Source organism: Acinetobacter sp. CIP 64.2 (genome assembly GCF_000369645.1).
Taxonomy (GTDB): domain Bacteria; phylum Pseudomonadota; class Gammaproteobacteria; order Pseudomonadales; family Moraxellaceae; genus Acinetobacter.
This window is the reverse complement of the sequence record NZ_KB850122.1, coordinates 895,742-916,421: the sequence shown is the minus strand read 5'-3', so window position 1 is coordinate 916,421 and position 20,680 is coordinate 895,742. Positions and strand designations below refer to the sequence as shown.

Here is a 20,680-nt window from a genome sequence, read left to right as displayed (position 1 = left end):
GTCGTTAGGACAAAACAGTTTAATGGAGTAAAACCATGAATGCAGTTGAAAAATTACCAGAAGATTTCTGTTCAAACCCAGATGTGGCATGGACATTTCCAAAGGTGTTCTATACCTCATCTCAGGTGTTTGAGCGCGAAAAAGAAGAAATTTTTGCGAAAAGCTGGATTTGCGTGGCACATGGCAGTGAAGTTGCCCAAGCGAATGACTATATTACCCGTAAGGTGATTGGGGAAAATATCATCGTGATTCGCGGTAAAGACAGCGTATTACGTGCCTTTTATAATGTCTGCCCGCATCGTGGTCATGAGTTATTAAGCGGCAGTGGTAAAGCCAAAAACGTGATTACCTGTCCGTATCACGCATGGACCTTTAAGCTGGATGGTAGTTTGGCGCTGGCACGCAACTGTGATCATGTTGAGTCTTTTGACAAGCAAAACTCCAGCATGGTGCCGTTAAAAGTTGAAGAATACGGTGGTTTTATCTTTATTAATATGGATGAAAATGCCACCTGTGTCGAAGATCAGTTGCCTGAATTTGCACAAAAACTGAATGAGGCTTGTGCGGTCATCAAAGACTTGAAACTGGCGGCACGTTTTGTAACGGAAACACCTGCGAACTGGAAAGTGATCGTGGATAACTATTTAGAATGTTATCACTGTGGTCCAGCGCATCCGGGTTTTGCTGACTCGGTACAGGTGGATAAATACTGGCACACCACCCATCAAAACTGGACGCTGCAATATGGTTATGCACGTTCTTCAGAAAAATCTTTCAAGCTTGATCCATCGGTTAAAGATCCGACCTTTAGTGGTTTCTGGACGTGGCCGTGCACCATGTTTAACGTACCGCCGGGTGCAAACTTCATGACGGTGATCTATGAGTTCCCGATGGATGCGGAAACCACTTTGCAGCACTATGACATTTTCTTCACCAATGAAGAGCTGACCCAAGATCAGAAAGATCTGATTGAATGGTATCGCAATGTCTTCCGCCCTGAAGACCTTGAACTGGTTGAAAGCGTACAACGTGGTTTAAAATCACGGGGTTATCGTGGTCAGGGGCGTATCATGACCGACAAGCAACGTTCAGGAATCAGTGAACACGGTATTGCTTATTTCCAGAATCTGGTTGCGCAACATCACAAGTAATTTTGTCTCAGGCATTAGATAATTTAAGGTGCGGTGATCAGGCCGTACCTTGCTTCAATCGATAGGAACATGACATGTCAAGTTTGCAAGCAAGTCCGTTATTTCAACAGCGCGGATTGATCAATGGTCAATGGGTCAGTGCACAATCCGATGCCACCATTGCTGTGACCAATCCTGCGACAGGAGAGGAAATTGGTGTCATTCCCAATATGGGGGCAGACGAAGCCACTGTCGCGGTGGAAGCGGCGTATCAGGCTTTAGCAGCGTGGAAAGGCTTGACAGCACAAAAACGTGCAGACCTGTTATTGGCTTGGTATCAATTGGTTTTGTCACATGCCGATGAACTGGCGCGAATGATGACCATTGAACAGGGTAAACCCTTAGCTGAAGCGTTGGGTGAAGTGAAATATGCGGCTTCGTTTATCCAATGGTTTGCCGAAGAAGGCAAGCGTGTTTATGGTGATGTGATTCCAACCACCAATAGCCAGCAGCGATTTATTATCACCAAAGAACCTGTCGGTGTGGTTGCGGCAATTACGCCGTGGAATTTCCCGATAGCGATGATTACCCGTAAAGCTGCACCTGCTTTGGCGGCAGGCTGTACCATCGTGATTAAACCCGCCAATGAAACGCCGTATTGTGCACTTGCGCTTGCCAAACTGGCGGAAATGGCTGGTATTCCGGCAGGGGTAGTGAATGTCGTCACTGGCAAATCACAAGAGATTGGGTCGGTATTTACTAGCCATGAAAAAGTCAAAAAATTGACCTTTACCGGATCTACACCTGTGGGGCGTTTATTGATGCAGCAATGTTCAGGCACCATTAAAAAGTTGGCTTTAGAACTGGGTGGCAATGCACCACTGATCGTGTTTGATGATGCAGATCTGGATAAAGCGGTACAAGGTGCAATCTTTGCCAAGTTCCGTAATGCAGGACAAACCTGTGTTTGTGCCAATCGAATCTATGTACACGACAAGATTTATCAGGCATTTACCGAGAAATTTGTACAAGAGGTACAGAAATTCAAAATCGGCAATGGTTTGGAATCTAATGTGCAGATCGGACCGTTAATCAATGACAAGGCGGTACTGAAAGCAAAACAGTTGATTGATGATGCCTGTGGCAAAGGTGCACAAGTCGCTTGTGGTGGTCAACAGCATTCACTGGGTCAGACTTTCTTTGAACCAACGGTTTTAACCGATGTGTCTCGTGATATGGAGATTGTTCAGGAAGAAATTTTTGGGCCAGTCGCGCCGTTAATCCGCTTTACTGAGGAAGCTGATGTCATTGCACAAGCCAACGATACTATTTTTGGTTTGGCCGCTTATGTGTATAGCGAAAACATTTCACGGATTTGGCGTGTCGCTGAACAGCTGGAATATGGCATGGTCGGGATGAACTCAACCGCGATTTCCAACGAAGTGGTGCCATTTGGCGGGGTGAAACAATCAGGTGTTGGTCGTGAAGGCTCTAAATATGGTTTGGAAGAGTTCATGACCATTAAATATATGTGTTTAGGGTTATAGCAACAATGCCTGTTTGGACTCTCTTGATGGACGGTCCGGCAGGCAATATGCGCTTAAAATTAGAAAATGCTTAGATGAGCAGCATGCGGTAAAGAGGATTTAGACATGGCTAGTCATTATGAAATGTTTGCATCAGTGGTCACACGCGTAGAGCAACTGACCCCACTGATCAAACGGTTTACATTTAAACGTCAGGACGGACAAAATTTCCCTCAATTCAATGGTGGCAGTCATATCATTGTGAAAATGAATGACCAGCTATCCAATGCCTATTCACTGATGAGCTGTGCTCAAGATCTTTCAACTTACCAAGTCTGTGTCCGTAAAGATATTGAAGGTAAAGGCGGTTCAGTCTATATGCATGATCAGTGCAATAAAGGCTGTGAAATTCTGATTTCTGAACCGAAGAATCTGTTTCCACTAGCAGAAGATGGGGAGAAACATATTCTGATTGCGGGTGGAATTGGCATCACCCCGTTTGTGCCGCAAATGGATGAACTGGCTGCACGTGGTGCTGACTATGAGTTGCATTATGCCTATCGTTCTCCAGAGCATGCCGCGCTGTTAGAAGAACTCAAGCAAAAACATGCTGAACATATTTTTAGCTATATCGATTCGGATGGAAAATCTCTGGATCTAGATCAACTGATTGGATCTCAGCCGAAAGGCACGCACGTCTATGTGTGTGGGCCTAAGCCGATGATTGATGCGGTGATTGATCGTTGTAATTACCATCGTTATCGTGATGAATATATCCATTCGGAACAATTTGCATCTACTGTACCCGAAGAAGGTGAAGCGTTTACGGTGGTCTTGGCAAAATCCAATCAGCAAGTCGAAGTGCAAGGCAATCAAACCATTTTACAAGCAATTGAATTGCTCAATATTGATGTGGAATGTTTATGTCGTGAAGGGGTTTGTGGCACCTGTGAAACCATGATTCTGGAAGGGGAAGCCGAACATTTTGATCAGTACTTGAGTGATGATGAAAAAGCCTCACAGCAATCGATGATGATCTGTGTGTCGCGTGCCAAAGGTAAAAAACTGGTACTCGATCTTTAATTTTAAACGTTGATTTTTAAAGTATAAAAAGCAGCCGAAGCTGCTTTTTATTGACTGAAACCTTGATTCAGATTTATTTTTTGCCTTTCTTGGTTTTTAAGTACTCTTGATAGGCTTCTTCGGCAAAGCGTCTTAATGAGTCTCCGATTGCAGCATATTGGTATTCATTCAGATTGGCCAATGACGCACGGGCAGAAGGGTGCTGTACCCCAAAGCCTGAACCGGGTAACAGCACTACACCTGTTTCATCTGCGACGCGGAATAATAATTCGGTCGGATTCTTGTTTTTCATCACCCAATCTGCAAAATCATCTCCGTACAATGTTCGAGAGGTGTTTTCCAAATTCACCAAAGTATAGTAATCGACCGAATTTGGATCGACAGGCACTTCAACCCCTAACTGGCGATATAGCGCAGCATCACGTTCACGCACCACGGATTTAACTGCTTTTTTATAGTTCTGTTGAGAATCCATCATATTGAACAGGGCAAACAGCACCATTTGCACTTGTTGCGGTGTAGAAAGACCCGCCGTGTGATTCAGAGCCACATTGCGGCTATCCGCCACTAGACGATCAATAAATTTGATCTTGGCAGGATCGGTAGTTAAAGATGAATAGCGTTCTTCCAGTTCTTTCTTGTCTTTTTTCGAGAGTGCCGCTAGCTTTTGATCCAGAATATTATTGTTTGAGAGCGCAATCACGCCCAATCTCCAACCGGTTGCCCCAAAATATTTCGAGAATGAATACACCAAGATGGTATTGTCTGGACAGATCGCAAATAGTGATTTGAAGTTGTCTGCAAAAGTACCGTACACATCATCGGTTAAAATAATCAGGTCAGGTCGTTTTTTCACGATATCCGCCAAGATCGCCAAACCTTCATCGCTGAGTTTTACAGAAGGTGGATTACTTGGATTGACAAGGAAGAACGCTTTAATCGATGGGTCTTCCAATTTCCGTAATTCAGATTCTGGATATTGCCAGTCTAGCTTTGGATCAGCTTCGATCAGGACTTCTTCCAGTTGATAGTCATTCAGTTTCGGGATTTCCAAATACGGAGTGAAAATGGGTGCACCAATCGCGATACGATCGCCATTGGCGATAATTTTATTCTCTTTTAAGGAGTTAAAAATATAGGCCATTGCCGCCGTTCCACCTTCGACAGCAAATAAGTCCAAGCCTTCTTTGGGCATGCCTTGGACGCCCATTTCACGCAGGATATATTCTTTGATGATGGATTCACTGATACGTAGCATGCGGTCTGGAACAGGGTAGTTACAGCCTAAAATCCCCTCAACCATTTCCAGTAAAAAAGCATCAGGATCTAAGCCGAGCTGATCTCGGACATAGGAAATGGCTTTGCCTAAAAATACTACACCGGGTTTATCCCGATTATGCATAATGAAGCTGTCGAAGCGAGACTGTAAACCAACGGGGCGAGGGAATCCGCCTAAACCTTCTGGCATATAAGAGAACGAAAACTCTGATTCGGTGGTGGAAAACAGCCCCAATTGAAAGAAGGCTCGACGTGGAATCGTGGCTAAGAAGTTCGGATTGCCACGCCCTGCATTCAGCATCATTCTGTCTGTTTTACTTTGGGCAAGTTCGATTAAATTATCTTTTAGTTCGAATGGACTAAGTTTTGAGTATTTTGAATAATCAACGTTCCCCATGGGAAGTCTCCTTAATTATAGTTGAAGCAATAAGTAGTTGAATACAAATCATCTTTAGGCAAGGCCGACGATGAGGGGGCCTAGCAAAGTCAAGAATACGTTTGCCAGTGCATAAGTAATGGCGAATGGAACCGTGGGAATGGAATTTCCAGCTTTATCTAAAATCGCACCAAAGGCAGGGTTGGCACTTCGCGAACCTGATAAGGCACCTGCCATAACCGCAACATTGTCATAACGCAGCACATAACGGGCGAAAAGCATGGAAAGAATCAGTGGAACTAAGGTAACCACGACGCCAATCATAAATAGGGACAGACCACTATCTTTAATGGTTTGAATGGCTTGTAGACCAGATTGCAAGCCTACAGCAGCGACAAAACCTGCAAGCCCTAAATCTTTAAGCAGTTGCGAAGCAGCTAAAGGCATATTGCCATGAACCTGATTACGGCTGCGTAGCCAACCAAATAGAAGCCCTGAGAGCAATGCACCGCCACCTGCACCCAGTGTTAAAGGGACATCGCCAATACGAATCACAAACAGACCAATCAGTAAGCCAACCACAAGGCCTGCACCGTGAAAAATCCAGTCGGTTTTTAAGCTTTCTGGCAAGGCCGTGCCTGCTTCTTTGACTAAACGATCAAGATCACTTTTGGTGCCATAAACAGTAATGACATCGCCTTGTTGCAGCACGGTATCATCACTCAACGTTTGGGTTTCATCATTACGTTTAATTGCCAGTACGTAAATCCCATGTTTTAAAGTGTCAGGGGTATTGGTCTTAATATCGCCTAAACTACGATTGATATATTTGGAATTTCTCAGGATTACATCGGTGGTATCCATAATCATTTCCATGCCTTGTGAAGACTGTAACTCAGTACCAATTTGATCTGAAACAGCCACCACACTGGCACGACGGCCGACCAGCAATATCACGTCATCGGTTTGTAAAGTCAGTTCTGGTGCTACATCAATCAGTTGATCTTTACGTTTTAACCGTTCAATGGTGATGCTGGCTTGTTTTGCTTCCAGCTCTGCCACAGTTTGCCCACTGGCTTGTTTAACTTTATAAATACGGCCAACAATTTCAGGCATCGCCAGTTCTTGACCTGGGGATAATTCAAAAGCACCTTTGAGCCGTTCTGACTGGGCTTTCAACGCATCATCATGAATTTCTTTGCCCATAAATTTAGGCAGGATATTCACGCAGACAATAATGGCACCCAATGAACCGAAAATATAAGTCACGGCATAGCCGATTGCGACATTGGCTTGCAGCTTTTGAATCTCAGCTAAGGGGAGGTCGAGACGGGAAATCGCATCACCTGCAGTACCGATAATTGCAGATTGGGTCATGCCACCTGCAGCGAGTCCTGCGGCTAAACCTTTATCGAGGTGGAACAGTTTCGCCAACACCAACACGGTAATCAAACCACTCACTGCCATGAATACGGCTAACAAGATCTCCTTGATTGATTGAGGGCCTAATGATTTAAAGAACTGGGGACCGCTTTCAAAACCAACGGCATAAATGAACAAGGCAAATAAAATGGCCTTGACGCCGTTGTCGACTGGGACACCGATGAGGCTGAGTACCACTGCAACAAGTAGAGAGCCTGCTACACCACCGAACTGAAATTTTCCGAATTGAAACTGACCGATCCAGAAACCGATTGCCAAAGACAAGAACAGTAATATCTCTGGACTATGTTTTAATTCGCCTTGTAACCATTCAATCATTATTTGATCTCACTGTTATTATTCGATATATCTTTAGGTTTAAAGTTATTTATTTTTAATGTTTTTTTAAAATACTATGCTTCTCACGCTAATACAAATGAGCTGGTTTTTAGCTTTATTTTTTTAAAAAATTATTTATATATCAATTTTTTATTTGAATACTTTAAGAAGAAATTTGGTAGAAAATTTAAACATTGTGGTGTTAATTACAATATGTAATTTTTACATACAAAACATAACATTTAGGGTCGTAAAGTATAAAGTGTGAGATAAATATCACATTAAAGAAAAAATATTAAATCCTCATAACATTTAATTTTCATATTTGTCATCAAATATAAACGTTTAGATCTAACTCATAAACTATGGGAATTAAAATTTCACTTAAATATTATTTATTTTAATGAAGCAGTATTCGGGATTTTGAAATAACTGAATAATAAAACAGCACAATCATCAGAAAATTAATGTTCATTTAAGCAAAGGTGATTAACTTAAACATACCGACACAATTGTTGTCGCAATACACCTTTCGCCACATTTCCAGATGTGGCTTTTTTTTGCCTTAATATTTTGATTGTGAGTTAAATCACTTGGCGTAGATCACGCGCCGTTTCCTGTAATAAGGGCAAGATGTGAGTAATTAAATAATCTTTGGTGGTACGCATGGTGGGAGAAACGATATTTAAGGCAGCAACGACGGTCGCATTAGAGTCGTAAATTGGCACTGCGACCGCATGCACGCCTAATTCATGTTCTTCACAGGAATAGCACCAATCTTGCTCTTTGATTTCATGTAGTAAGGCTAAAAAAGCCTCACTCTCGGTATGAGTATATTTGGTGAGACGTTTTAAGGGATATTTTGCTAACCATCGTTTTTGTGCTTCAGGGGTTAAATGTGCCAGTAGAATCTTTCCAGCGGAAGTCGCATGGGCAGGAAGTCGATTGCCTAAATGTAAACCATAAGGATTGACCCGATCGGTTTGTTGATGAGCGGCGCTACGGGCAATGGTAATTGCTTCATAACCATCTAAAACCATCACCGAATAAATCAGCGAAGTTTGATTGGTTAAAAGGTTTAATAAAGGCTGACAGATTTTAGGAAGCGGGGAGCCATCTAAATAAGCCCCAGAGAATTTAAGGATCTTGGGCGATAAATAATAGTAGTGCCCATCAAAATCCAAATAGCCTAAGTATTCTAGCGTCAGTAAATGCCGTCGCGCAGCGGCACGCGTCATGCCTGTTTTTTCTGCTGCGGTACTCATGTTGAGACGGTGGCGATCAGGTCCAAAGCATTCCAAAATGCTGAGACCTTTTGCAATACCTGCAATAAAATCCTCGTGCCGAATCATTTTTTTGTTTTCGGTATGATGAATCAAACGCGGATTCTTTTCCTGATCATTTTCCATAATTTAGACATCCTTGCTAAAACGGTTTTTCTATCAAAAACATTCTAAGCGAAAGATAACCAATTTACTTGGATAATGTTCGATCATCGAACATAAAAATTAATCATCGAACAAAATGCACTTCTAAGCCTAGAAGTGAGCGCCGAATTTATCAAGAATAAATAGAAGAAATCCGAACAAAGCACTCGACTTAATTTCATCGGTTTTCAGGATGAAAATACGAGTGATACATCGTACAGGAAGTAGTCAGATGATTGATAAGAGTAGCACCTCATTCACCGAGGCACTGTCACAGATCAAGGATGGCGCCACCATCATGATTGGCGGCTTTGGCACCGCAGGACAACCCGCTGAATTGATTGATGGATTAATCGAACTTGGCATCAAGGACTTGGTCATCGTCAATAACAATGCTGGTAATGGTGATTATGGCTTGGCCAAACTGCTTAAAACAGGTGCAGTACGCAAAATCATCTGTTCCTTCCCACGTCAGTCTGACTCTTGGGTATTCGATGAGCTGTATCGTGCTGGCAAGATTGAACTGGAACTGGTGCCGCAAGGCAATCTGGCGTGCCGTATTCAAGCGGCAGGTATGGGACTCGGTGCTGTGTTTACCCCAACAGGTTTTGGAACCCTCTTGGCGGAAGGCAAAGAAACCCGTCATATCGACGGTAAAGACTATGTGCTTGAGTATCCGATCAAAGCTGATTTTGCCTTGATTAAAGCCCATCAGGGCGACCGTTGGGGCAATCTGGTCTACAACAAATCTGCACGTAACTTTGGCCCGATCATGGCGATGGCGGCGGATGTCACCATTGCTCAAGTGTCTGAATTGGTCGAACTCGGTCAGCTTGATCCTGAACATATCATTACCCCGGGGATTTTTGTACAGCATGTGGTCGCTGTTGATCCGACGATTGGCACAGGAGCAGAACAATGAGCTATCAAAAACTAAGCCGTGACCAGATTGCTGAACGTGTGGCACAAGACATTCCTGATGGCGCTTATGTCAATCTCGGTATTGGCCTACCAACCAAGATTTCCAATTATCTTCCTGCGGATAAAGATGTATTCCTGCATTCTGAAAATGGCTTGCTGGCATTTGGGCCACCGCCTGCCAAAGGTGAAGAAGACCCTGAGTTGATCAATGCAGGTAAGGAATATGTGACCATGCTGAAGGGCGGAAGCTTTTTTCATCATGGTGATTCCTTTGCCATGATGCGTGGCGGACATCTGGATATTGCGGTACTAGGTGCTTTCCAAGTGGCAGCCAATGGTGATCTCGCCAACTGGCATACCGGTGCAGCAGATGCGATTCCTGCGGTGGGTGGTGCCATGGATTTAGCAGTGGGTGCCAAGAAAGTATTTATCACCACCGATCACAACACCAAACAAGGTGAACCCAAGATTGTTGAAACTCTTTCATATCCAGCAACGGGATTGAAATGTGTCGATCGTATTTATACCGATCTGTGTGTGATTGATGTGACTACAGACGGTTTAAAAGTGATTGAGAAAGTGGATGGTTTGAGCTTTGAAGAGTTACAGGCATTGACGGGTGCCCAGTTGATTGATGCGACGTAAGGATAATAAATCTCCCCTAACCCCTCTTTTTAAAGAGGGGAACTCCTCCCTTTATTAAAGGGAGGTTGGGAGGGATTTTAGATAAAGGAAAATATTTAAAATGAAAAACGCTTATATCATCGATGCTATTCGTACCCCATTCGGTCGTTATGCGGGTGGATTAGCCCCAGTACGTGCTGACGACTTGGGAGCGATTCCAATTCAGGCTCTGATGCAACGTAACCCAAGTGTCGATTGGCAACACGTCGATGATGTGATCTATGGCTGTGCCAATCAGGCAGGTGAAGACAACCGTAATGTGGGACGTATGTCAGCGTTATTAGCAGGTTTGCCTTATCAAGTACCCGCCACCACAGTGAACCGTTTATGTGGTTCATCATTAGATGCGATTGCGATGGCTGCCCGTGCCATTAAAGCCAATGAAGCGGATTTAATCATTGCAGGCGGTGTGGAAAGCATGAGCCGTGCGCCCTATGTGATGGGCAAATCCGACAGTGCTTTTGGACGTAGCCAAAAAATTGAAGACACCACTATGGGCTGGCGTTTTATCAATCCAAAACTCAAAGGCATGTATGGTGTCGATAGCATGCCGCAAACGGCTGAAAACGTGGCGGAACAGTTCAACATCAATCGTGCCGATCAAGATCAGTTTGCGCTTAACAGCCAACAACGTACTGCAACGGCGCAAGCCAAAGGCTTCTTCAGCAATGAAATTGTGCCTGTGACGATTCCACAGCGTAAGGGTGATGCGATTGTGGTAGATGCAGATGAGCATCCACGTGCATCAACCACGTTAGAAGCCTTAACCAAACTCAAGGGTGTGGTTAAAGCCGAAGGAACCGTCACAGCGGGTAATGCCTCTGGGATTAATGACGGTGCTGCTGCCTTATTGATTGCTTCAGATGAAGCGGTGGAAAAATACCAGCTCAAACCCCGTGCCAAAATCATTACTGCTACAACCGTTGGTGTTGAGCCAAGGATTATGGGCTTTGCACCTGCACCTGCCATCAAGAAATTACTGAAACAGGCCAATCTCACTCTAGAACAAATGGACGTGATTGAACTTAACGAAGCTTTTGCAGCACAAGCTTTAGCAGTGACTCGTGATTTAGGCTTGAGTGATGATGATGCACGAATTAATCCGAATGGTGGTGCGATTGCTTTGGGTCATCCGTTGGGTGCTTCTGGTGCACGTCTAGTCACCACCGCGTTGAATCAGCTTGAACAGATCAAAGGTCAGTACGCCGTGTGTTCGATGTGTATTGGTGTCGGTCAGGGTATTGCCTTGATTATTCAACGTGTTGAGTGAGGTTTGCCATGAGCCAGTTATACGCCAGTTTATTTTATCAGCCTGAAGTCACTGCCATTTTTAGTGATCAAGCTTTATTGAGTTATATGATTCAAGCCGAAGTGGCTTTAGCCAAAGCTCAGGCGCAGGTCGATGTCATTCCCGCTTCAGCGGCAACGATGGTTGAGCAGGTTGGACACAATGCCGTAACGCAAATCGATATGGATGCATTGGCTACAGCAACAGGACTGGCAGGTAACATTGCGATTCCATTGGTCAAGCAATTCACCGCTTTGGTGAAACAGCAAGATGAAGATGCTTCGCGCTATGTACATTGGGGTGCGACCAGTCAAGACATGATTGATACGGCAACGATTTTACAGTGCCGTGATGCCTTGGCATTGATTGAACAGCAATTGCAACAGGCGTATCAAGTGAGCTTAAAGCAAGCCCAACAATACCGCCATCAGGTCATGATTGGACGGACTTGGTTACAGCAAGCTTTGCCGATTACTTTGGGACATAAATTTGCCCGATGGGCAGCAGCCTTGAAACGTGATCTTGATCGTCTGCAAGCAATGAAACCTCGCGTATTGACTGCACAACTCGGTGGTGCAGTAGGTTCATTGGCCTCGCTACAAGATCAAGGTTCAGCGGTAGTTCAAGCTTTTGCTGCACAACTCGATTTAACTGCTCCTGAATGCACTTGGCATGGTGAACGTGACCGTATGGTTGAGCTTGCCAGTACGCTTGCTTTGATCGTTGGAAATGTCGGCAAAATGGCAAAAGACTGGTCATTGCTGATGCAAACCGAAATCGCAGAAGTCTTCGAGCCAGCAGCAAAAGGGCGAGGTGGTTCATCGACCATGCCGCATAAGCGTAATCCTGTAGCAGCAGCCTCAATTCTTGCCGCAGCTAATCGTGTGCCTGCCTTAATGGCAAGTATGTATCAAAGCATGGTGCAAGAACATGAACGTGCTTTGGGGGCTTGGCATGCAGAATGGTTAGCAATCCCAGAAATTTTCCAGTTATGTGCAGGTGCTTTAGAACGTAGTTGTGATGTGATTGAACATATGCAAGTCAATCCAGATGCGATGCAACGCAATCTAGAATGCACACAAGGTTTGATCATGGCCGAAGCGGTGATGATGGCACTGGCACCAAAGCTTGGACGTTTACATGCGCATCATCTGGTTGAACAGGCCTGTCAGCAAGCGATTGCCCAACAGCAGCATTTAAAAGTCATTTTGTCAGCGATGGATGAAGTCAACGCTCATTTTAATAATCAGGCTTTGGATGAGCTGTTCCAGCCCGCAACTTACCTCGGCAATATTCAGGCGCAAATTGATGCCGTACTACACGCAGCACAAGGAGAGTAAGTGCATGATCACGCATATCAATAATCGTCAAGGACATCCTCTAGCTGTTCAGGTCGAAGGTTTAAAAGATGTACCAATCATTATGTTCTCCAACTCTTTGGGAACTGACCACGGTATGTGGCAGGCGCAAGTTGCCGCATTGGCTGAACATTATCAAATTATTCGCTATGACACACGTGGGCATGGCGCGAGTGCAGTCATTGTCAATAGCACCCTGCAAAATCTGGCTGAAGATGTGGTCGATATTCTAGATGCCCTAGCCATTGAAAAAGTTCATTTCTGTGGCATTTCAATGGGCGGGATTACTGCATTGGCTTTAGCCATTCAACATCCCGAACGTTTTCAAAGTATTAGCGTGGCAAATTCAGCTGCAAAAATTGGTACTGCCGAAGCTTGGAATAGCCGTGCAGAGAGTGTTGAACAAAACGGTTTGGCTGAAATTGTAAAGACCACGCATACACGTTGGTTTAGTGAACATTTTGATTATGCGCATGATGTTTTGGCACAAAAGACCATTCAGAGTCTTGCGCTGACACCTGCACAAGGTTATGCCAATGCATGTCGTGCTTTAGCTGATGCAGATGTTCGGGAGCAACTTGGCCAGATTCAGATTCCAACGTTAATTATTGCAGGACAGTACGATCCTGTCACAACGGTTCAAGATGCAGAGTTTATGCACCAACTCATTGCAAGCAGTCAGCTTGAGATCTTGGCGGCGTCGCATTTATCCAATATCGAACAACCCCAAGTGTTTAATCAGGCACTGTCCAAGTTTATTCAAAACATATAACCATCAGGGTTAGCAAGGAATTCGCTTACAAGGAGGCAACTATGGCACAGGAATTTGCTGTATCAAAAAATAGTATAGATGCACAGGCATTAATTGATAATGCACCGATAAGTAAATATCAGTGGATGATCGCAATCATTTGTTTTCTCATTGTATTTGTCGATGGAATCGATACTGCGGCAATGGGCTTTATTGCACCAGCATTAACTCAGGACTGGGGCATTGACCGTTCTCAGCTTGGACCGGTGATGAGTGCAGCACTCGGTGGCATGATTATTGGAGCACTGGTGTCAGGTCCAACCGCTGATCGTTTTGGGCGCAAGATTGTTTTAACTGTTGCAATGTTGATTTTTGGTGGTTTTACCTTGGCATCTGCTTATGCTGAAAACCTGAATCAATTGGTGGTCTTACGTTTTTTAACGGGGATCGGTCTCGGGGCAGCGATGCCAAATGCAGCCACCTTGTTCTCTGAATATTGTCCAACACGGGTACGTTCGTTAATGGTGACCTGTATGTTCTGTGGCTATAACCTCGGTATGGCAACAGGGGGCTTTATCAGTAGCTGGCTGATTCCAGCATTTGGATGGCACAGCTTATTTTTATTGGGTGGCTGGACACCATTGATTCTCATGGTTCTGGTGATTTTATTTTTACCTGAATCTTATCGTTTTCTGATTATCAAAGGTCGAGATTCAGCAAAAATTCGCAAAATTTTAAATCATATTGCGTCTGAGAAAGCACAAGCAGCCGAAAGCTTTCATATCCCAGAAGAACAATCTGCTGTGGCAGAAAAGAAAAATGTATTTGGCATGCTGTTCTCCCAACAATATGCCAAAGGTACGGTTTTATTGTGGGCTACTTATTTCATGGGTTTAGTCGTGGTTTACCTGCTCACCAGTTGGTTACCAACTTTGATGCGTGAAACAGGTGCAACCATGGAGCGTGCAGCATTTATTGGTGGCTTATTCCAGTTTGGTGGGGTACTCAGTGCCTTATTCATTGGCTGGGCAATGGATCGTTTCAATCCAAACCGCATTATTTCAGGTTTCTATTTTCTCGCTGGTCTGTTTGCAATTGCGGTTGGGCAAAGCCTCAGTAATCCAACTTTATTGGCGATCTTAGTGCTCTGTGCAGGCATTGCCATTAATGGTGCGCAATCGTCTATGCCAGCCTTAAGTGCCCGTTTCTATCCAACCCAATGCCGTGCAACAGGTGTGGCATGGATGACAGGGATTGGCCGTTTCGGTGCCGTATTTGGTGCATGGATTGGTGCAGTGCTATTGGGCAATGACTGGTCTTTTACCGCCATTCTCAGCTTGCTGATGATTCCTGCTACGGCAGCGGCCATCGCAATTTTTGTTAAATCTCTCGTTGCTCATACCGATGCAACCTAAGGCTCATATTTTCAAGATGAGGAGCAACATCCATGAATGATGAACAACGTTATCAACAAGGACTAAAAGTCCGTACCGAAGTGTTGGGTAAAACACATGTCGGCCGCTCTTTAGCCAACCTCAATGATTTCAATCAGGATTTCCAGAACTTTATTAGTCGTTTTGCGTGGGGCGAAGTGTGGTCACGTGAAGGCTTACCGCGTCATACCCGTAGTTTGGTCACGATTGCCATTTTATTGGCATTAGGGCGAGAAGATGAGCTCAGAATGCATTTACGTGCTTGCTTCAACAATGGTGTCACCAAGGACGAACTAAAAGAACTGATTTTGCATAGTGCTTTATATGCGGGTTTGCCCGCAGCAAATGCAGCCATGCATATGGCCGAAGACGTCTTTAAAGAACTTGGCATCGACGTGCAGCCTATTGCAGCACAACCACAGGATTAAGGAGACAGGCATGTTAAAGCATACATTAGGGGCATACCCACAACGTAATACCGATGATCATCCGCCAGCATATACACCCGGTTATAAGACCAGTGTATTACGCTCGCCAAAGAATGCCTTGATCTCAATTAATGAAACCTTGACTGAAGTCACTTCACCACATTTTTCACCGAGTATTTTTGGTCCTAAAGATAATGACCTGATCCTGAACTATGCCAAAGAAGGCCTGCCTGTTGGTGAACGGATTATTGTGCATGGTTATGTGCGTGATCAGTTCGGTCGTCCTGTGAAAAATGCCTTATTAGAAGTGTGGCAGGCCAATGCATCAGGCCGTTATCGTCATCCAAATGACAAATTTATTGGAGCGATGGACCCTAACTTTGGGGGCTGTGGTCGTACTTTAACTGATGAAAATGGTTTTTATATTTTCCGTACCATCAAACCTGGCCCTTATCCGTGGCGCAACCGGATTAATGAATGGCGTCCCGCGCATATTCATTTCTCCCTGATTGCAGATGGTTGGGCGCAGCGCCTAATTTCACAGTTCTATTTTGAAGGCGCTACGCTGATTGATACTTGTCCGATTTTAAAAACCATTCCGTCGGAAGATCAGCGTCGTGCCTTGATTGCACTGGAAGATAAAAACAACTTCATCGAAGCAGATAGTCGTTGTTACCGCTTTGATATTCATCTTCGTGGTCGTCGTGCGACTTATTTTGAAAATGATTTGACTTAAGGGAGACATACGATGAATGCATGGAATTTTCAGGAATTAAAGGAAACCCCATCACAAACAGGTGGTCCTTATGTGCATATCGGTTTATTACCGCAACAAGCCAATATTGAAGTATTTGAGCATAACTTTAATCACCAGTTGGTGAATGAGCAAACTCAAGGACAACGTATTCGTCTGGAAGGTCAGGTGTTTGACGGGCTGGGTTTGCCATTACGAGATGTGTTACTGGAAATCTGGCAGGCAGATGCCAATGGGGTTTATCCAAGTCAGGCCGATACCCAAGGCAAAACAGCCGATCCACATTTTCAGGGTTGGGGCCGTACAGGTGCCAATTTTGAAACAGGTTTCTGGCGCTTTAATACAGTAAAACCGGGCGCTGTTGCTGGGCGTAAAGGCTCAATTCAGGCACCGCATATCGCAGTCGCCGTTTTTGCGCGCGGCATCAATATTGGCTTACACACTCGTGTTTATTTTGAAGATGAAGTGGACGCAAATGCCAATGATCCTGTTTTAAACAGTATTGAGTGGGCTGTACGTCGCCAAACGCTGATCGCTAAACGCAGTGAAGTGGAGGGTGAAGTGGTGTATCGCTTTGATATTCGTATTCAGGGTGATGATGAAACCGTGTTTTTTGATATTTAAATAAATTAAAGAAACGTATGTAGAAATTAGCTACTCGGGAATGTCATCTGCAACCTGAGCGAAGATAAACAAAGCAACGCTTTGTCTGAGCGCAAGACGAGTAGCTATGCTACGAATGTGGTATCAGAAGTGAACCTTACGGGATGACAATGCTTTTGCTTACTTTGGGCGAAACCAAAGTAAGTCCAGCTGAAAGCTTATCCGAAAATTGGATGAGAACTTAGCAAGACGCCGCAGCGTAACAACACAATAATTTTGACTAAGGAAAATATTCATGGATATGAAAACACTGGCAGCGGTGATGCTGCTTGCTAGCCCTTTATTTACGGTTCAAACAATACAAGCTCAAGACAATCTGCCAAAGCAGGTTGAATTATCTGAACTGGCAAAGCTGCCTGTCAAAACTATTGTGCCAATCACAGCCAAAACCAAAGAGCAGGCAATTGCTCAGGCAAAAGTGATTGCCGCGAATCCAGATGCTGATCTCGCGGAGTTTCGGATTGATTTACTCAATTTTGCCAATGATAGCAAGCAAGTGATTGCCTTGGGGCAAGAGCTAAAACAGATTCTGGGCGCTAAGCCGATGATTGCCACGATTCGTACTCATAACGAAGGCGGACAGCTAACCATTAGCGATGCAGATTATGGCAAGACCTATCAAGCGTATTTACAGCAGCCATTTATGGACATTCTTGATGTGGAAATGTTCCGTGATCAGCAAGTTGTGAAGAATACCGTCAAATTGGCGCATGCAAAAAAAGTGCTGATTGTGATGTCCAATCATGATTTTCAAAAAACACCACCTGAGGCCGAAATCATCCAGCGCTTACTCAAGCAGGATGAGTTAGGTGCCGATATTCTTAAAATTGCAGTGATGCCGCAAAGCAAACAGGATGTATTTACCCTCATGAATGCGACTTTAAAAGTGAGTCAGCAATCTAAAAAGCCATTGCTCACCATGTCGATGGGGAAACTCGGCACCATTTCCCGCATCGCGACGGCCAATATGGGCGGTAGCTTTAGCTTTGGCATGATTGGCGAAGCATCTGCACCGGGGCAGATTGACGTGACTCCACTAAAACAGTTTTTAAAAACGGTTCAACCAACACAATAATTCAAAAAGGATTTGTAGACATGAAAGCAACTTATGTACGTTTAAGTACTTTAGCCATCGCGATGGCTGTTTCGGGTTGGGCAGCAGCACAAACGTATATTGTTGATCGTTATCAGGATGATGCGGATCAAGGTTCTTTACGCTGGGCAATTCAACAAGCCAACAGCAAGCCGACAGAAAGCAGCGAGATTCTGATTCAGGCAGTCGGCAAAGCCCCTTATGCCATTAAGGTGAATAGCCCATTACCTGAGATCAAAGTACCAGTAAAAATTATCGGAACGCAATGGGCAAAAACAGGGGAGTTTATTGCAGTCGATGGATCAAATTATATTAAAGGTACAGGGGTCGAAGCCTGCCCAGGTGCAGTCGAAGGACAATTCGGGACCAATGTTCGGACGACGACTTTGCCGGGCATCGTATTACGCGATATCAATGGGGTCACCATCCAAGGTTTGGAAATCCGTCATTTCTGTATCGGAATTTTATTGAACCGTGCCAGCAATAACCTGATTCAAAATAACCGTATCATGCATAACTATGGTGGCGCAGGGGTGATGTTGACAGGAGATGATGGCAAGGGTAATCCAACCGCGACCACCACCAATAACAACAAAGTATTGAACAACTATTTTCAGGACAATGGTGACGGGCTTGAACTGACCCGTGGTGCAGCATTTAACTTGGTTGCCAATAACCAGTTTATATCAACAGCCGCAAATCCTGAACCATCACAAGGGATTGAAATTTTGTGGGGCAATGACAATGCAGTCGTCGGCAATAAATTTGAAAACTATTCGGATGGCCTACAGATCAACTGGGGCAAACGCAACTATATTGCTTATAACGAGCTGACCAATAACTCCAACGGTTTTAACCTGACGGGTGATGGCAACATTTTTGACAGCAATAAAGTACATGGCAATCGGGTGGGAATCGCGATCCGTTCTGAAAAAGATGCCAATGCACACATTACCCTGACCAAAAACTTAATCTGGAATAATGGCAAAGACATTAAACGTTGTGAGGCGGGTGGAAGTTGCGTATCGAATCAACGTGTTGGCGCGATTATCTTTGACGTTCCAGGATTAGAGCATGCACATTTCGTCGGTTCACGTGGTCATGGGGTCAAGATTGATCCTGCCAACTTGCAAAAAACCTGCAACAAACCAGATGAGCAAGGCTGTAATGCTCAACCGAACCAGAATATTCAGGCACCGAAACTAAGCTTGTCCAAAGGACAAATTGCAGTCGAAGTCAAAGGCCAGCCGAACCAGCGTTATCAGGTCGAGTTTTTTGGCAACACATCAGTAAATTCAAATGAAGCAGAGCTTTATTTAGGTTCAGCGGTTGCTGCAACCAATGCACAAGGAACCGCAACGCTGACTTGGAAACCAACAACCCAAGTGGCTTCAGTGACAGCAACGATCACTGACCGTGTAGGTGCAACATCTGAACTCAGTTCAGCTGTAAAACTGAAATAAACGGCAAGGAGGCCGAATATGAAGTCGAATGCATTATTGCTCAAACTGAGCTGTCTGGCAGTTACTGTATGTGTTGCTCAATCTAGTTTTGCGGATCAGCCATGGTCACCAGAGCGTCAATGGCTCCTCGGCGACTGGAATGGTCAGCGTCAGCAACTGGAAAAAGAGGGCTATAAATTTAACCTGAATGTCATGAACCAAACGGCAACAGTGCTGGACGGTCTGGAACATCATCCCACCAAAAATGCCAATCAGGTGGCATTGGGCGCAAATTTTGATTTGGCTAAAATTGCAGGATTACCCAACACGACAGCCGCTCTAACTGTGACCAAACGGGATGGACGTAATATTGCAAGTAATATAGGCATGAACGGTAGTCCAACGGAAATTTATGGGCGCGGTAATATCTGGCGCTTGACGCAAGCATGGATTAAAACAGGATTTCTAGACAATACCCTGCAGTTTAAATTGGGGCGTATGGGAATGTCTGAGGACTTTAATAGCTCACACTGTAATTTTCAGAGTTTGATTTTATGTGGTGGCCAAGTGGGCAAGAGTCAGGGCGATGTCTGGTATAACGGCCCTGTGAGTGGGTGGGCTGCAAATGTGAAATACCAGTTTATGCCTGAATGGACATTTGGTGTCGGCGTTTATGAAAATAATCCCGAAAATACTGAAGTGAAGGACAATGCAAATTTCAACCTGTCTACGGATCGGGCAAAAGGTGTCTTGATTCCTGTCGAGTTGGCTTGGAAAACCAATAAATTAAACGGTTTGGCGGGCGAGTATAAAGTTGGCGGTTTCTGGAGTAGTCATGACTATGATCGAGTTGATGCACAAGCAGGACAAGATCCAAAATCAGCCATCTGGCTTAATACCCAGCAACAGTTGAGCAGCAATGCCACGGATTCAAAGGGGGGGGTATATGGCGCCGTGAATCTGGTCTGGAACAATGATAAAACCGCCAATATTTCTGATACTCAGCAAATCGCCTTCTGGTACAAGGGAGCCTTGCCATCACGACCAACCGACCAGATCGGTTTTGGTGTAGGGCGTTATAAATTTAATGATCAGGTGGCAGCCAATCGCGATCGTGATGATGAGATGAATGTTGAACTGAACTATGTTTACAACTATTCCCCAGCAGTGATGTTCCGTCCCAATATCCAGTATGTTTATCAGCCAAGCGGCAATCAGTCTCGTGATAATGTCTGGGTAGCTGGTATTTCAGTTGGGCTGAATTTTTAATACAGGAGTATGCCA

The 20,680-nt window shown here is 44.5% G+C and carries 18 protein-coding genes; 15 read left to right on the top strand and 3 right to left on the bottom strand.

The annotated features are described in order from the left end of the window. Positions 1–35: 35 nt before the first annotated feature. The 3 genes from cntA to cntB all read left to right on the top strand — a co-directional run bounded on the left by cntA (position 36) and on the right by cntB (position 3,739). Entirely contained in the window at positions 36–1,151 is a 1,116-nt protein-coding gene (gene cntA, locus F895_RS06840) for a carnitine monooxygenase subunit alpha (protein WP_005242253.1), read from the top strand. Between the two features lie 74 nt (positions 1,152–1,225). Continuing rightward, on the top strand, positions 1,226–2,677 hold the full coding sequence (locus tag F895_RS06845; protein ID WP_005242252.1) for an NAD-dependent succinate-semialdehyde dehydrogenase: 1,452 nt from the start codon (positions 1,226–1,228) through the stop codon (positions 2,675–2,677). 105 nt (positions 2,678–2,782) lie between these two features. Beyond that, positions 2,783–3,739, top strand: a complete 957-nt coding sequence (gene cntB / locus F895_RS06850; protein ID WP_005242251.1) for a carnitine monooxygenase, reductase subunit CntB — start codon at positions 2,783–2,785, stop codon at positions 3,737–3,739. A gap of 73 nt (positions 3,740–3,812) precedes the next feature. Here cntB and F895_RS06855 read toward each other — a convergent pair whose 3' ends face one another. The 3 genes from F895_RS06855 to pcaU form a co-directional block, all read right to left on the bottom strand. Beyond that, positions 3,813–5,414, bottom strand: coding sequence for a bifunctional aspartate transaminase/aspartate 4-decarboxylase (locus F895_RS06855; protein WP_005242250.1), 1,602 nt, complete (start codon positions 5,412–5,414; stop codon positions 3,813–3,815). A 54-nt stretch (positions 5,415–5,468) separates the two neighbouring features. After that, a complete protein-coding gene (gene aspT / locus F895_RS06860; RefSeq protein WP_005242249.1) occupies positions 5,469–7,154 on the bottom strand; it encodes an aspartate-alanine antiporter in 1,686 nt (561 codons plus the stop codon). Positions 7,155–7,738: 584 nt separating this feature from the next. Continuing rightward, positions 7,739–8,563: an IclR family transcriptional regulator PcaU gene (gene pcaU, locus F895_RS06865; protein WP_005242248.1), complete on the bottom strand. Its 825-nt coding sequence runs from the start codon at positions 8,561–8,563 to the stop codon at positions 7,739–7,741. A gap of 250 nt (positions 8,564–8,813) precedes the next feature. Here pcaU and F895_RS06870 point away from each other — a divergent pair, with 250 nt between their 5' ends. The 12 genes from F895_RS06870 (at position 8,814) to F895_RS06925 (ending at position 20,665) form a co-directional block, all read left to right on the top strand. Beyond that, a complete protein-coding gene (locus F895_RS06870; protein WP_005242247.1) occupies positions 8,814–9,503 on the top strand; it encodes a 3-oxoacid CoA-transferase subunit A in 690 nt (229 codons plus the stop codon). Further along, positions 9,500–10,147 (top strand): 3-oxoacid CoA-transferase subunit B, encoded by a 648-nt coding sequence (locus F895_RS06875; protein WP_005242246.1) that lies wholly within the window; start codon positions 9,500–9,502, stop codon positions 10,145–10,147. The genes F895_RS06870 and F895_RS06875 overlap by 4 nt, the downstream gene beginning before the upstream one ends. A gap of 100 nt (positions 10,148–10,247) precedes the next feature. Then, a complete protein-coding gene (gene pcaF / locus F895_RS06880; protein WP_005242245.1) occupies positions 10,248–11,456 on the top strand; it encodes a 3-oxoadipyl-CoA thiolase in 1,209 nt (402 codons plus the stop codon). 8 nt (positions 11,457–11,464) lie between these two features. Then, positions 11,465–12,814 carry a 3-carboxy-cis,cis-muconate cycloisomerase gene (gene pcaB / locus F895_RS06885; RefSeq protein ID WP_005242244.1) on the top strand — a complete coding sequence of 450 codons (1,350 nt, stop codon included), beginning with the start codon at positions 11,465–11,467 and terminating at the stop codon, positions 12,812–12,814. 4 nt (positions 12,815–12,818) lie between these two features. After that, a complete protein-coding gene (gene pcaD, locus F895_RS06890; RefSeq protein WP_005242243.1) occupies positions 12,819–13,604 on the top strand; it encodes a 3-oxoadipate enol-lactonase in 786 nt (261 codons plus the stop codon). A gap of 41 nt (positions 13,605–13,645) precedes the next feature. Next, positions 13,646–14,998 (top strand): 4-hydroxybenzoate transporter PcaK, encoded by a 1,353-nt coding sequence (locus F895_RS06895; RefSeq protein ID WP_005242242.1) that lies wholly within the window; start codon positions 13,646–13,648, stop codon positions 14,996–14,998. A 32-nt stretch (positions 14,999–15,030) separates the two neighbouring features. Then, on the top strand, positions 15,031–15,444 hold the full coding sequence (gene pcaC, locus F895_RS06900; protein WP_005242241.1) for a 4-carboxymuconolactone decarboxylase: 414 nt from the start codon (positions 15,031–15,033) through the stop codon (positions 15,442–15,444). A 10-nt stretch (positions 15,445–15,454) separates the two neighbouring features. Beyond that, a complete protein-coding gene (pcaH, locus tag F895_RS06905; RefSeq protein WP_005242240.1) occupies positions 15,455–16,180 on the top strand; it encodes a protocatechuate 3,4-dioxygenase subunit beta in 726 nt (241 codons plus the stop codon). 12 nt (positions 16,181–16,192) lie between these two features. Continuing rightward, on the top strand, positions 16,193–16,822 hold the full coding sequence (gene pcaG / locus F895_RS06910; protein ID WP_005242238.1) for a protocatechuate 3,4-dioxygenase subunit alpha: 630 nt from the start codon (positions 16,193–16,195) through the stop codon (positions 16,820–16,822). A gap of 280 nt (positions 16,823–17,102) precedes the next feature. Next, entirely contained in the window at positions 17,103–17,936 is an 834-nt protein-coding gene (gene aroD / locus F895_RS06915; protein WP_171057888.1) for a type I 3-dehydroquinate dehydratase, read from the top strand. A gap of 20 nt (positions 17,937–17,956) precedes the next feature. After that, positions 17,957–19,417: a right-handed parallel beta-helix repeat-containing protein gene (locus tag F895_RS06920; protein ID WP_005242227.1), complete on the top strand. Its 1,461-nt coding sequence runs from the start codon at positions 17,957–17,959 to the stop codon at positions 19,415–19,417. Between the two features lie 18 nt (positions 19,418–19,435). Next, on the top strand, positions 19,436–20,665 hold the full coding sequence (locus tag F895_RS06925) for a carbohydrate porin (protein ID WP_005242219.1): 1,230 nt from the start codon (positions 19,436–19,438) through the stop codon (positions 20,663–20,665). Positions 20,666–20,680: the final 15 nt, after the last annotated feature.